The 15,542-nt window shown below is 42.9% G+C and carries 10 protein-coding genes and 1 other annotated feature; all 10 genes read left to right on the forward strand.

Annotation, left to right across the window (positions count from 1 at the left end; translation table 11 throughout):
- The first annotated feature begins 112 nt into the window (after nt 1-112).
- Entirely contained in the window at nt 113-1,231 is a 1,119-nt protein-coding gene (locus tag T501_RS10115) for an ABC transporter substrate-binding protein (protein ID WP_044914665.1), read from the forward strand.
- 183 nt (nt 1,232-1,414) lie between these two features.
- Nucleotides 1,415-2,923, forward strand: a complete 1,509-nt coding sequence (locus T501_RS10120) for a sugar ABC transporter ATP-binding protein (protein WP_330377039.1) — start codon at nt 1,415-1,417, stop codon at nt 2,921-2,923.
- Between the two features lie 3 nt (nt 2,924-2,926).
- Complete coding sequence (locus tag T501_RS10125; protein ID WP_044914666.1) at nt 2,927-4,015, forward strand: ABC transporter permease; 1,089 nt, start codon at nt 2,927-2,929, stop codon at nt 4,013-4,015.
- Nucleotides 4,016-5,056, forward strand: coding sequence for an ABC transporter permease subunit (locus T501_RS10130; protein ID WP_026511422.1), 1,041 nt, complete (start codon nt 4,016-4,018; stop codon nt 5,054-5,056).
- Nucleotides 5,057-5,069: 13 nt separating this feature from the next.
- Entirely contained in the window at nt 5,070-6,107 is a 1,038-nt protein-coding gene (locus T501_RS10135; RefSeq protein WP_026511423.1) for an ABC transporter substrate-binding protein, read from the forward strand.
- A gap of 134 nt (nt 6,108-6,241) precedes the next feature.
- Entirely contained in the window at nt 6,242-8,809 is a 2,568-nt protein-coding gene (gene secA, locus T501_RS10140) for a preprotein translocase subunit SecA (RefSeq protein ID WP_026511424.1), read from the forward strand.
- A gap of 114 nt (nt 8,810-8,923) precedes the next feature.
- On the forward strand, nt 8,924-10,066 hold the full coding sequence (gene prfB / locus T501_RS10145) for a peptide chain release factor 2 (protein ID WP_044914667.1): 1,143 nt from the start codon (nt 8,924-8,926) through the stop codon (nt 10,064-10,066).
- Nucleotides 10,067-10,183: 117 nt separating this feature from the next.
- Nucleotides 10,184-10,314 (forward strand) — a sequence feature (ribosomal protein L10 leader region).
- Nucleotides 10,315-10,337: 23 nt separating this feature from the next.
- A complete protein-coding gene (rplJ, locus tag T501_RS10150) occupies nt 10,338-10,913 on the forward strand; it encodes a 50S ribosomal protein L10 (protein ID WP_026511426.1) in 576 nt (191 codons plus the stop codon).
- 50 nt (nt 10,914-10,963) lie between these two features.
- Complete coding sequence (gene rplL / locus T501_RS10155; protein WP_026511427.1) at nt 10,964-11,338, forward strand: 50S ribosomal protein L7/L12; 375 nt, start codon at nt 10,964-10,966, stop codon at nt 11,336-11,338.
- A 327-nt stretch (nt 11,339-11,665) separates the two neighbouring features.
- Nucleotides 11,666-15,526, forward strand: coding sequence for a DNA-directed RNA polymerase subunit beta (rpoB, locus tag T501_RS10160; protein WP_044914710.1), 3,861 nt, complete (start codon nt 11,666-11,668; stop codon nt 15,524-15,526).
- The last annotated feature ends 16 nt before the right edge of the window (nt 15,527-15,542 follow it).

Here is a 15,542-nt window from a genome sequence, read left to right on the forward strand (position 1 = left end):
TTTAATGCATTTTTTATTCAATGGTTTTTTGAACATGGAAGATTAAAATAGTAATTGTTAAGGGAATGGTTCCCTTAATAATTACTTTTTTTAATTAGGAGGAAAAAAAGTTATGAAGAAAAAGGTATTGTCAGTATTAATGGCATCAGTTATGACACTCAGTCTTGTTGCTTGTGGCGGTGGCGCAAAGCAGGAGACAACTACAGCTACAGAGACACCTGCAGCTGAGGAAACCAAGACAGAGGAAAAGGCTGAGGAGCCTGCAGCTGAGGAACCGGCAGCTGAAGAGACTGCAGAAGAAGAAACTGCAGCTGAGGAAACAGCTGAGGAGACTACAACAGCATCTGGTGACCTTATTAAGGTTGGTATCATTAACAACGATCCTAACGAGTCCGGCTATCGTACAGCAAACGATGCTGACTTAAAGGCAATGTTTACAGAAGCTAACGGCTATGATGCATCCTTCGCTTACAGCTTAAAGAATGATGAGCAGATTGCAGCAGCTCAGACATTCATCCAGGATGAAGTTGACTACCTTCTTCTTTCTGCAGCTGATACAGCAGGCTGGGATTCAGTTCTTCAGGATGCTCAGGCAGCAGGCATAAAGGTTATTCTTTTCGACCGTACAATCGATGCTGATCCCAGTCTCTACGAGGCTTCAATTGTATCTGATATGGCAAAAGAAGGTGAGATGGCAGTTGAGTGGCTTGCAGGCCAGGGGCTTGATGAGTACAACATCATTCACATTCAGGGTGTAATGGGTAGTGCAGCTCAGCAGGGCAGAAGTGGTGCTCTTAGTGATAAGGCAGCAGCTGAAGATAACTGGAATCTCGTAACACAGCAGACAGCTGAATGGAACGCAGAGAAAGCACAGCAGATCGTTCAGTCAGTTATCGATGCAGGCACACCTTTCAACGTAATCTATGCTGAGAACGATGATATGGCTAAGGGTGCAGTTGCAGCACTTGATGCAGCAGGCATCTCACACGGTGTTGGCAAAGACGTAATCGTTATGGGTTATGACTGCAACAAGTGGGCACTTGAAGAGCTCCTTGCTCAGAACTGGAACTATGATGGACAGTGCAATCCTTTCCAGGCTAGCTACATTGATGAGATAATCAAGACTCTTGAGAGCGGACAGACTCCTGCAGAGAAGACAATCATCATGGATGAGAAGGGCTTCGATGCTGAGACAATCACTCAGGATGATGTTGATAAGTATGGTATTTAATTTAGCGATAAAAATATAATAGCCAAGTTTTTAGAGCGGTGCGGAATGTCCGCACCGCTCTTGGTTTAAGCAAAGCACTTGACGAGGAATTATCAAGTCTGGTGTGAGCTGCAAGCCAACTTACAGAGGTTAGTTGAGCTTGATTGAAGGTAGAGCAGAAGAACGAAGGAAAGAGGTAGACCGGTGGAAGAAAACAGAGTGCTGGAAATGCGAGGAATCAACAAAAGCTTTCCGAATATAAAGGCATTACAGAATGTGGATTTTTCACTAAATAAGGGAGAAATTCATGCACTTATGGGGGAAAACGGAGCCGGGAAGTCAACTCTGATCAAGGTTCTCACAGGTGTTTACACAAAGGATGAAGGAACCATCAGTCTTGACGGACATGGAAAAGTTACCATACATTCACCGCAGGATGCACAGAAGTATGGTATCAGCACCGTTTATCAGGAAATTACACTTTGCCCTAATCTTACAGTAGCTGAGAATATGTATATAGGGCGTGGTGATGCCAAACTCACGAATTGGAAGAAGATGAATGAGGATGCAGACAGAATTTTGCAATCTCTTGAAATTCCGGCAAAGGCTAATCAGCAGCTTTCGAATTGCTCTTTGGCAGTTCAGCAGATGGTTGCGATAGCAAGAGCAGTAGATATGGATTGTAAGGTTCTGATTCTGGATGAGCCTACATCATCTCTTGATGAGCAGGAAGTTGAGAAACTGTTTGGTCTCATGAGAGATCTTAAGAGCAGAGGCGTCGGCATCATCTTTGTAACACATTTCCTGGATCAGGTGTATGAGGTATGTGATAAGATAACAGTTTTACGAGATGGAAAGCTTGTAGGAGAGTATGAGATAAAAGATTTGCCGAGGGTTAAGCTGGTTGCGAAAATGCTCGGTAAAGAGATGGATGATCTCTCTGATATCAAGGGAGAGGGTGGAAACTATGAAGGTCCCGACGGAGATGAAAAGGTATTTGAAGCAACCGGTCTTCAGAGTAATGCGGGCATAAAGCCTTTTGATTTCCACATTAAGAAGGGTGAAGTCAACGGATTTACAGGCCTTCTCGGATCAGGAAGAAGTGAGTGCGTAAGAGCAATTTTCGGTGCAGACAGAGTGATTGGCGGTACAGTGAAAATGCACGGTAAGGAAATAAAGATTTCCAATCCGCTTGATGCTATGAAGCATGGTATAGCATATCTTCCTGAAAACAGAAGAGGTGATGGAATCATTGGCGATCTGTCGGTTAAGGAAAATATTGTTCTTGCACTTCAGGTGCTGACGGGATTCATGAAGCCGTTCAGCAAGGCTCAGGTCAATGCCTTTGCAGATGAATACATTAAGAAACTCAATATTAAAACAGCTTCTGCTGAGACTCCTATTAAATCACTCTCAGGTGGTAATCAGCAGAAATGTATTCTTGCAAGATGGCTTTTGATGCATCCTGAATATCTGATCCTTGATGAGCCTACAAGAGGTATCGATGTAGGAACAAAGGTTGATATACAGAAGCTTGTTCTTGAACTTGCCAAGGACGGAATGAGTGTTACATTCATTTCTTCTGAGACTGATGAAATGTTAAGAACATGTTCAAGACTGGTTGTCATGAGAGACAGAAAGGTTGTAGGTGAGCTCACAGGAGAAGACCTTACACAAAATAAGATAATGAGTACGATCGCGGGGGATAAGTAAGATATGAGTAAACAGATGACTAAAAATGAAGGGGGCTTCTTAAGGAAGCTGATGGGTAATCAGTTGTTTATTCCGATTCTGGCACTTTTACTCCTGGCGGTAATAAACCTGATAAATGATCCCGGATTTTTCAAAATAACACTTGGAACTAATAACGCAGGTAATCCGGTTCTGTCGGGTTATCTGATAACAATTCTTGATTACGGCTCAGAGCTTGGAATTCTTGCAATCGGTATGACACTTGTAACTGCTGCTTCCGGCGGACAGGATATTTCAGTTGGTGCAACTATAGCAATCGCAGGATCTGCAATGCTTAGAGTCCTCTGTGGAGGAACCTCAAGACCTACTGAGCTTGCGGCACCTATCTTTGTGGCATTTATTGTTGCATGTATCGTGGGAATGCTTTGCGGTGCGTTTAATGGAATGCTGGTTGCGGTCTTCAAGATTCAGCCTATGATAGCGACTCTGATTCTGTTTACGGCAGGTCGTTCGATAGCAGCCTGGATCAACAATAATGAGCTTCCTATTGTTCCTGATCCTAAATTTTCATATTTTGGAAGCTTTATTCCGGGAATTCCGATTCCGACAACAGTTTTCATAGTTATTGCATGTGTGGTTGTGATCGCTCTTGTGCTTAAGTTCACAACACTTGGTCTGTATACTCAGGCTGTTGGTATAAACGAAGGAGCTTCAAGACTTAATGGTATAAATCCTACATTTATTAAGTTCCTCAGTTTTGTAATTCTTGGACTTTGCGTAGCGGTTGCTGCTTTGATAAAGGTAAGCCGTCTTTCAACCATTAACTATTCAGTTATTGCAAAGGATATAGAGATGGATGCTATCCTTGCGGTAGCCCTTGGCGGAAATTCGCTTTCAGGCGGTAAGTTTAACATGTGGGCATCTATTCTGGGCGCATATGTTATTCAGTTCCTGACAACAACTCTTTACAAATTTAATGTTCAGTCTGATGCACTTGCAGCATATAAGGCAATCGTAGTAATTGTTCTCGTTGTTTTCTCAGCTCCTACAGTCAGAGAATATATGAAACAGCTGGCAAAGAAGGTTGCACCTGCAAAGAAGGAGGTGGCCTGAATGAAAAACGAAAAATCAAAATCCGGCTTCTTTGGGAGAATGAATGACACCAATCTGCTTTTAACAATTACTATTGTGATTTTCTTCCTGATGTACATTGGTGCAATAGTATTTCAGGGCGGAGGATTTACCAAGCCGCAGATGTTTTTCAACATATTAAATGCCAATGCAGCTCTAATAATCACAGCCTGCGGAATGAGCGTTGTAATGATTTCCGGCGGTATCGATATTTCAGTCGGCGGCGTGGTTGCTCTTGTTTCCATGTGCTGCGCTGTATATCTTGACCATCATGATGGAAGTGTATTCGGGTCAATACTTATCGCTCTTGGAATAGGACTTGCCTATGGCCTTGTTCAGGGATTCCTTGTGGCTTATCTGGACATACAGCCATTTATCGTGTCACTTGCAGGAATGTTCTTTGCAAGAGGTATGACAACTATAGTTAACACAGCACCTTTCAACGTGGCAGACGAAGAGTTCACCGCACTTAAGCTTACAAGAATTTTCATACCCGGAATGGGTACAACAAATAAAAAGGGCATATATGTTCCTGCATATGTTGAAATCGGTGTTATAGTTGCACTTCTTGTAGTAATTATCCTGTTTGCAGTGCTTCGCTGGACCAGACTTGGCAGAAATTTCTATGCAGTCGGCGGCAACAAACAGAGTGCATTGATGCTTGGTATTAATGTCAAAAAAACCAAGTTCCTTTCACACCTGATATGTAGTATACTTGCTGGTATTGGCGGTTATGTTTATTTCCTTCATGTTGGCTCAGGTTCAGCCAGTCATGCAATGGGTATGGAAATGAATGCCATCGCATCATCAATCATCGGCGGAACAATGCTGACCGGTGGTGTCGGTAATATTATTGGAACACTTTTCGGAGTGCTCTCTCTTAGTACTATTCAGAATATTGTATCATCAGCCGGACTTGATCAGGCATGGTGGACCGGTATTACAATAGCAGCTATGCTTTGCATATTCCTTCTTATTCAGAGTATAGTAATGGCACAGAAGAAAAAAGCACTTAAGGCATAAGAATGAGGACTATATGAAAAAAATTGCTGTTTTTACAGCTATCACGCTCCTGCTTCCGGTACTTCTCGCCGGCTGCGGGAGCAGTGTCATTAAGGAAGAAAATAAAGTTGAAACCGTGAGCGAAGAGCTTCTGACAGTTGGATTTTCACAGCTTGGTGCAGAGTCTGACTGGCGAAATACCAATACTGTTTCGATGCAGGAGGCGCTGTCTAAGGAGAACGGTTTCAATCTTGTATATAAAAACGGACAGCAGAAGCAGGCAAATCAGATAACGGCTGTTAGGATGTTTATCCAGCAGGGGGTTGATTATATTGTGCTTGCACCTGCCACAGAGACCGGGTGGGACATAGTTCTTGCGGAGGCAAGAGATGCGAATATTCCCGTAATACTTGTGGACAGGAGAGTTGATGTTTCGGATAAAGGGCTTTATTCCTGTTGGGTTGGCTCGGATTTCGAGCTTGAAAGTAAGAAAGTAACGGCATGGCTTAAAGCTTTTTCAGACAGGAGAAATATTTCTCCTGAAAATATACATATAGTAAATATTCAAGGGTCCATAGGATCTACTGCTCAGATCGGACGCACCAGAGGACTTGCCAATGCTGCGAGGGAGTATGGCTGGGATCTTTTAACCGAGGCAAGCGGAGATTTTACGGAAAATAAAGGCAGAGAAGTTATGGCTGCCCTGCTGAAAGGCCATGATAATATCAACGTGGTTTATTGTGAAAACGATAATATGGCAATAGGAGCTATCGATGCGATAGAAAGTGCCGGCAGAAAAGTTGGGCCAAATATTCTTAATGGCGATATCATGGTAGTTTCTTTTGACGGCGTAAATGAACAATCGCTGGATTATTGCAGAGAAGGGAAAATTTCCTGTATAGCAGAGTGCAATCCTTTACACGGACCAAGAGTAAGGGCACTTATTGAAGCACTTCAGGCCGGTGAAACACCTGAAAAATTCAATTATGTGGATGAGCGTATATTCAGCTCTCTCGATATAGTTGATAACATAAGTGTTGATGGGATAACCTACGATGTTGAGGAACCATGAGCTTTGGCAGGGTTGATTATATCCTTGTTATTTGCTAGAATGACATTTGTGATTTTGTCTTTATAGAGTAGGAGGCGAATCAGCTTCCTATTTTTTATGTGCAAAAACGTAATATATTTATGGAGCGATAAGAAATGAGCATTATTGATAAGATCATTGGTACGCATAGTGAGCGTGAGCTTAAGCGCATTCAGGGAACGGTTGATAAGATCGAGAGTCTTCAGCCTGATATGAAGAAGCTTTCTGATGCGGAACTTAAGGCTAAAACCGATGAATTCAAGAAGAGACTTGAGAATGGCGAGACACTTGACGATATCCTTCCTGAGGCATATGCAACTGTCCGTGAGGCAGCTTGCAGAGTGCTTGGAATGGAGCACTTCCGTGTACAGCTTATAGGTGGCGTGATCCTTCATCAGGGTCGTATCGCAGAGATGCGTACCGGTGAAGGTAAGACACTGGTGGCTACACTTCCTTCATACCTTGACGCACTTGCAGGCAAGGGTGTTCACGTGGTAACAGTTAATGATTACCTGGCTAAGCGTGATGCTGAGTGGATGGGTAAGGTACATGAATTCCTGGGCCTGACTGTCGGAGTTGTACTTAACAGCATGACCAGTGAAGAGAGACAGGCTGCATATAACTGCGACATTACTTATGTTACAAACAATGAGCTTGGATTTGATTATCTTCGTGACAATATGGCTATCTACAAGGAACAGTGCGTTCTCAGGGGATTGAATTACGCTATCATCGATGAGATAGACTCAATTCTTATTGACGAAGCCCGCACACCTCTAATTATTTCAGGACAGAGTGATAAGTCTACCAAGCTCTATGAGGCGTGTGATATTCTTGCTAAACAGATGACCAGAGGCGCAGACATGGAAGAGTTTTCCAAGATGGATGCCATCATGGGAATCGAGCAGGAGGAGAGTGGAGACTTCATCGTAAACGAGAAGGACAAGCTTGTGAACCTCACTGCACAGGGTGTTTCTAAGGTCGAGAATTTCTTCAGAATAGATAACCTTGCTGATCCTGAGAATCTGGAGATTCAGCATAATATTATTCTTGCTCTTCGTGCAAATAACCTTATGTTTAAGGATCACGATTATATCGTAAAGGACGATGAAGTACTTATCGTTGATGAATTTACCGGTCGTGTTATGCCCGGACGTCGCTATTCTGACGGCCTTCATCAGGCTATTGAGGCTAAGGAGCATGTTAAGGTTAAGAGAGAGAGTAAGACTCTTGCTACGATCACATTCCAGAACTTCTTCAATAAATTTGAAAAGAAGTGCGGTATGACCGGTACAGCTCTTACTGAGGAAAGAGAATTCCGTGATATCTACGGAATGGACGTTATAGAGATTCCTACAAACAAGCCTGTAATCCGTAAGGATCTTCAGGATGCTGTTTATAAGACCAAGAAGGAAAAGCTTAATGCAGTAGCAGATGCGGTTCAGGCTGCGCATGAAAAAGGACAGCCGGTTCTCGTAGGTACTATCACTATTGAATCTTCAGAGGAAGTTAGTAAGCTTCTTAAGAAGAGAGGTATTCAGCATAATGTCCTGAATGCCAAGTTCCATGAGATGGAAGCTCAGATAGTTGCTGAGGCAGGAAAACACGGTGCTGTTACGATCGCTACTAACATGGCAGGTCGTGGTACTGATATTAAGCTTGATGATGAGGCTGTTGCAGCAGGTGGTCTTAAGATCATCGGTACAGAGCGTCATGAAAGCAGACGTATTGATAATCAGCTCCGCGGACGTTCAGGTCGTCAGGGAGATCCCGGTGAATCTAAATTCTATCTTTCACTTGAGGATAATCTCCTTAGATTGTTTGGATCAGAGAGACTTATCTCAATGTTTAACTCTCTTGGTATTCCTGAAGGTCAGGAGATTGAGCACAAGGCTCTTTCAAAAGCTATCGAGTCAGCTCAGAAGAAGATTGAGGATAACAACTATGGAATCCGTAAGAACCTTCTTGAGTATGACCAGGTTAACAATGAGCAGAGAGAGATCATCTATGATGAGCGCAGACGAGTTCTTAACGGAGACAGCATGCGCGATACTGTTTACAAGATGATCACTGATATAGTAGAGGATTCAGTTGAGACTGTAGTAGGTGAGGTTACTGATTCAGATGAATGGAATCTCTCAGAGCTTAACGAGCTCCTGCTTCCAATAATTCCGCTTAAAAAGATCAATCGCGGACGTATTACCAAGCTCACAAAGAATGGTCTTAAGCAGCAGCTGAAGGAAGAGGCTGTGAAGCTTTACGAGGAGAAGGAGGCTGAGTTCCCTGAACCCGAGACCATCCGTGAGATTGAGCGAGTAATTCTTCTTAAGGTCATCGACAGAAAGTGGATGGACCACATTGATGATATGGATCAGCTTCGTCAGGGCATTGGCCTTCAGGCTTTTGCACAGAGAGATCCTAAGATAGAGTATAAGCTGGCAGGCTTTGAGATGTTCGACGAGATGACACGCAACATCAAAGAGGATACTGTAAGACTTCTGTTCCATGTTCACATCGAAGAGAAGGTTGAGCGTGAACAGGTTGCAAAGGTTACAGGAACCAATAAGGATGACAGTGTTGCCAAGGAACCGACAAAGCGTATGGAGGCAAAGGTTTATCCTAATGATCCCTGCCCTTGCGGAAGTGGTAAGAAGTACAAGAACTGCCATGGCAGAATGCAATAAATAAAGCTCCACTATGGATGCACACTCACACGAGAGAAATATAGTTGCTAAAGCAACCGCGCTCTGCGCGAGAATTTCGCGAGCGGAATTCTAATTTTATGGAAGGATATTAGTATGGTAATTTTAGATCAGATGAAAGTTGAACTCTCTAACCAGCGTAGCACATTAGATGAGGTTACAGGTTCACTTGACCTTGATTCAAAAAAGAAGATGATTGAAGAGTTGTCCCGTGAAATGGAAGAGCCGAACTTCTGGGATGATGCAGAAAAAGCTAACAAGAAGACTAGAAATCTGAAAAACATGCAGGATCTTGTAGCATCTGTAGAAAGTCTTCATAAGCAGTATGATGACATCATGGATCTCATTGATCTTCAGAATGCTGAAGGTGTAGATGATGATGACATGGCTGCTGAGATCAGAGAAGAGCTTGATAACTTTGAGGATACCCTCGAAGAGATAAGAATCAATAATCTTCTCAGCGGAGAGTATGATAACTGCAATGCAATTCTCAGACTGGCAGCAGGCGCAGGTGGTACAGAGGCTTGTGACTGGTGCAACATGCTTTACCGTATGTACACCAGATGGGCTGAGAGAAAAGGCTTCAAGATTGAAGTTCTTGATATTCTTGACGGAGATGAAGCAGGTCTTAAGTATGTTCAGTTCCAGATTGATGGAACAAATGCATACGGACTTCTCAAATCTGAGAAAGGCGTGCACAGACTTGTTCGTATCAGTCCTTTCAATGCTCAGGGTAAGAGACAGACTTCTTTTGTATCACTTGATGTAATGCCTGATATTGAAGATGACCTTGATGTTGAGATCAATCCTGAAGACCTGAGAATTGACACATATCGTTCAAGTGGTGCCGGCGGACAGCATATTAACAAGACTTCATCTGCTATTCGTATCACACACCTTCCTACAAATATAGTAGTAACTTGTCAGAATGAGAGATCTCAGTTCCAGAATAAAGATAAAGCCATGCAGATGCTGAAGGCTAAGCTTTACATGTTAAAGCTTGAAGAGCAGCAGGCCAAGATTGACGGCATTCGTGGTGAGGTTAAGGATATTGCCTGGGGAAATCAGATTCGTTCTTATGTTCTTCAGCCTTACACAATGGTAAACGATACCAGAACCGGTGAGAAAAGTTCAAATGCTGACGGAGTGCTTGATGGAGATCTTGATCCTTTTATCAATGCATATCTTAAGTGGCTCGCTACCGGCGGTAAACCGGTAGGGGATTCCGATGAAGAATAATCCGGTTTGATTCTTGATAGTAGAGAGAAAAAGCGGATTATACGTATTTGTAAAAATTTCGGTTGACAAATTTTTAAAATAATGATTGACATATAATAAAAAATGTGATAACTTATCAAAGGTCGTTATGACCAGCCGAAGACAGTAGGTGTCATTTAAATGACGTAAGCAAAGCGCCTACCGAGGAAAAAGTATTATATGACTTTTACACCTCTTGTCTTTGTGATAAGAGGTTTTTCTTTGGCGGTAAATTCTATAAGGAGGTAAAAAGATGGCAAAGGTTGAATTAAAACAGCCCATAGTAAAAGAGATTTCTGATAAGATTCAGAACGCTCAGGCACTTGTACTTGTAGATCACCGTGGTTTAACTGTTGCTGAGGACACAGAGCTTCGTAAAAAGCTTCGTGCTGAGAACGTCAGCTACAAGGTTTACAAAAATACGATGATGAACTTCGCATTCAAGGGTACAGATTTTGAGCAGCTCGCTGATCTTCTTAACGGACCTAGCGCACTCGCTATTTCTGAGACAGATCCTGCAGCTCCTGCTCGTGTACTTGTTGAGTTTGCAAAGAAAGCAAAGGCTCTTGAGGTCAAAGGTGGTGTGATTGAGGGAAAACTGTATGATGCAGATGCCCTTAAGGAGATCGCTATGATCCCGCCCAAGGATCAGTTGCTTTCCAAGTTGCTTGGTTCTATGCAGTCACCTATCGCAAACTTCGCACGTGTCGTTAAACAGATCGCTGAGAAGAAGGCAGAGGGTGGCGAGGCAGCTCCCGCAGAGGAAGCTCCTGCAGCAGAAACAGCTGAGGCTCCTGCTGAAGAGGCAGCAGCTACAACAGCTGAGTAATTACTATTTTTTAATGAAAATCAACTTATTTTTAATGGAGGTAAATAATAATGGCAAAGTTATCTACAGCAGAGATTATCGATGCAATCAAAGAGTTATCAGTTCTTGAGCTTAACGATCTTGTTAAGGCTTGTGAGGAAGAGTTCGGCGTATCAGCAGCAGCAGGTGTTGTTGTAGCAGCAGCAGGCGGCGCAGCAGCAGCTGAGGAAGAGAAGACTGAGTTCAACGTAGAGCTTACAGAAGTTGGCCCTAACAAGGTTAAGGTTATCAAGGTTGTTCGTGAGATCACAGGTCTTGGACTTAAGGAAGCAAAGGATCTTGTAGATAATGCTCCTAAGATGATCAAGGAAGGCGCTTCTAAGGAAGAGGCTGATGACATCAAGGCTAAGGTTGAGGCTGAAGGCGCTAAGGTTACTCTTAAGTAATCTTGTCTACTTCAAAGTCAAGCATGTAAATAAAAAAGAAAGCTACTTGCAAGTTTACTTGCGAAGTAGCTTTCTTTTTTATTTACATATTTGACGCGAAGCGTCAAATGAGGAATGCGAAGCATTCTGAGTGTGCTTGACTTTGCGAAATTATTAAAAAAATATTAAAAATCAATACTTGACTTTTTGAAAAATTCTGCTTGACGTGAAAAAAAGTTTATTGTAGAATGGATGATGCACTATTGTGGAGTGGTAGGCATTTTGCGCGCTTTTTTAGAATACGCATGCCTGACTACTAAATAAAAAATAAGAACGGGGTGAATGTCAATGGAAAAAAACAGATTGCATCCTATTGGTACTGGTAAGAATGTACGTATGAGTTTCCAGCGCCAGAAGGAAGTCCTGGAGATGCCGAACCTGATCGAAGTTCAGAAGAACTCTTATCAATGGTTCCTTGACGAAGGTCTTAAAGAGGTCTTTGACGATATCTCTCCTATTGAGGATTACAGCGGCAAGCTGAGTCTTGAATTTGTTGATTTCAAGTTATGTCCTGATGAAATCGATAAGAACAAGAATACAATCGAGAAATGTAAAGAGCGAGATGCTACATTTGCAGCACCGCTTAAGGTTATGGTTCGCCTTAACAACAAAGAGAGTGGAGAGATTGCTGAACACGAGATTTTCATGGGCGATCTTCCGCTTATGACAGCAACCGGTACATTTGTAATCAACGGAGCAGAGCGTGTTATCGTCAGCCAGTTGGTACGTTCCCCTGGTATCTATTATGATATAACCCGAGATAAGGTTGGTAAGAAGCTGATCGCATGTACTGTTATACCTAATCGTGGTGCATGGCTCGAGTATGAGACAGATTCCTATGATGTTTTCTATGTAAGAGTAGACAGAACCAGAAAGGTTCCGGTTACTGTACTTATTCGTGCACTTGGAATCGGCTCTAATGAAGAAATTGTTGACCTGTTTGGTGATGAACCCAAGATTCAGGCCAGCTTTTCTAAGGACCCCTCAACAGATTATCAGAGTGGTCTTCTTGAATTATATAAAAAGATTCGTCCCGGCGAGCCTCTTAGCGTAGAGAGCGCAGAGAGCCTTATTAATGCTATGTTCTTCGACGCAAGAAGATATGATCTTGCTAAAGTAGGACGTTATAAGTTTAATAAGAAGCTTCATTTTAAGAACAGAATTAACCGCCAGATTCTTGCTGAGGATGTAATTGATGAGAATACAGGTGAGATGATCGCAGCTGCCGGAACTAAGATTAACCGCCAGCTTGCTACAGATATTCAGAATGCAGGTATTCCTTATGTAATGATTCAGGGTGAAGAGAGAAATATTAAAGTTCTTTCTAATATGATGGTTGATATCACAAGCTTTATTGATTGCAACCCTGAAGAACTCGGAATCAATGAGGATGTTTACTATCCTGTACTCAGAGATATTCTTACAGAGTATGCTGATAAGGATCCTGAAAGTCTTGCTGATGTTATTAAAAAGAACATCAACGAGCTTATTCCTAAGCATGTTACAAAGGAAGATATCTTAGCATCTATTAACTACAATATGCACCTTGAGTATGGCGTTGGTAATGACGATGATATCGATCACCTCGGAAACCGTCGTATCCGTTGCGTGGGTGAACTTTTACAGAACCAGTACAGAATCGGACTTTCAAGACTTGAGCGTGTAGTACGTGAGCGTATGACAACTCATGATGCTGATGAGATTTCAGCTCAGAGTCTTATAAACATTAAACCTGTGCAGGCTGCTGTTAAGGAATTCTTTGGATCTTCACAGCTGTCACAGTTTATGGATCAGAATAACCCTCTTGGTGAGCTTACACATAAGCGTCGTCTTTCAGCACTTGGTCCCGGTGGTTTGTCTCGTGACAGAGCCGGATTCGAGGTTCGAGACGTACACTATACACACTATGGACGTATGTGCCCTATCGAGACTCCTGAAGGTCCTAACATCGGACTTATCAACTCACTTGCAAGCTATGCAAGAGTTAACCAGTATGGTTTCATAGAGGCTCCTTATCGTAAGGTAGACCGTACAGATCCTCAGAATCCTCGTGTAACAGATGAGGTTGAGTATCTTACAGCGGATGAAGAAGATAATTACCATGTAGCTCAGGCTAATACACCTCTTGATGAGAATGGTTATTTCAAGAAGAACAATGCTTCAGGTCGTTACAGAGAAGAGACTTCTGAATATCCGAAGACCATGTTTGAGTACATGGACGTATCACCGAGAATGGTATTCTCAGTTGCTACAGCACTTATTCCTTTCCTTGAGAACGACGATGCTAACCGTGCACTTATGGGATCAAACATGCAGCGTCAGGCAGTGCCGCTTCTTACAACAGAAGCTCCTGCTGTTGGAACAGGTATGGAACGTAAGGCAGCTGTTGACTCAGGTGTCTGCGTAGTGGCAAAGAAAGATGGTGTCGTTGACTTTGTTGATAGTAAACTTATTCAGATGACATATGATGATGGTGAGAAGGAAGAATATCACCTCATTAAGTTCCAGAGAAGTAACCAGAGTAACTGCTATAACCAGAGACCTATCGTGTTCAAGGGCGATCATGTAAAGGCAGGCGATGTAATCGCAGATGGTCCTTCAACTTACATGGGTGAGCTTGGTCTTGGTAAGAACCCTCTTATCGGATTCATGACGTGGGAAGGTTATAACTACGAGGACGCTGTACTTCTTAGTGAGAGATTGGTTCGTGATGATGTATTTACTTCTATTCATATTGAGGAATATGAAGCTGAAGCACGTGAGACAAAGCTCGGGCCTGAAGAAATAACAAGGGATGTACCCGGTGTCGGCGATGAAGCACTTAAGGATCTTGATGATCGGGGAATTATCCGTATTGGTGCTGAGGTTCGTGCAGGTGATATCCTTGTTGGTAAGGTTACTCCTAAGGGAGAAACAGAGCTTACTGCTGAAGAAAGACTTCTTCGTGCAATTTTCGGTGAAAAGGCACGTGAAGTTCGTGATACATCACTTAAGGTTCCTCATGGTGAGTACGGTATCGTAGTTGATGCCAAGGTATTCACAAGAGAAAATGGTGATGAGCTTAGCCCGGGTGTAAACCAGGCAGTTCGTATATATATAGCACAGAAGAGAAAGATCTCAGTCGGCGATAAGATGGCTGGTCGTCATGGTAACAAGGGTGTCGTTTCCCGCGTACTTCCTATAGAGGATATGCCATACCTGCCTAACGGTCGTCCGCTTGATATCGTACTTAATCCTCTGGGCGTGCCTTCTCGTATGAATATCGGACAGGTCCTTGAGATTCACCTTTCACTTGCTGCTAAGGCTCTTGGATTTAATATTGCAACACCTATTTTTGATGGCGCTAACGAGAAAGATATTCAGGCTACTCTTACTATGGCTAACGACTATGTAAATAGTACATGGGAAGAGTTTGAGGAGAAATATAAGGATCTTGTGGATCCTGATATCATGAAGTATTTGTATGATAACAGAGATCACAGAGAGCTTTGGAAGGGTGTACCGATTCATACAGATGGTAAAGTTCAGCTGCGTGATGGTCGTACAGGTATTCCTTTCGATTCACCGACAACAATTGGACACATGCATTACCTTAAGCTCCACCACCTGGTAGATGATAAGATCCATGCCCGTTCAACCGGTCCTTACTCACTGGTTACACAGCAGCCTCTTGGTGGTAAGGCTCAGTTTGGTGGACAGCGTTTCGGAGAAATGGAAGTTTGGGCTCTTGAGGCATATGGCGCAGCTTATACACTTCAGGAGATCCTTACTGTTAAGTCTGATGATGTTGTTGGACGTGTTAAGACTTATGAAGCTATTATCAAGGGCGATAATATACCTGAACCCGGTGTTCCGGAGTCATTCAAGGTTCTTTTGAAGGAACTTCAGTCACTTGGCCTTGATGTAAGAGTACTTCGCGAGGATAACACAGAGGTTGAGATCATGGAGTCAGTAGATTACAGTGATTCTGACTACCGCTATGAGATTGAGGGCGAGGTTAACCGCGATTACGATCGTGAGAATCTTGCTGAAAACGGATATCAGACACAGGCTTTTGATGAAGATGGTGAGCTTGTGACTGAGGATGATGAAGCAGCGCTCGAGGAAGAAGAATTTGATGCTGCTGATGGTCTTGATGACAACTTTTAATATGCGGTAATTAAGT

The sequence above is a fragment of the Butyrivibrio sp. WCE2006 genome (genome assembly GCF_000701985.1).
GTDB lineage: Bacteria > Bacillota > Clostridia > Lachnospirales > Lachnospiraceae > Butyrivibrio.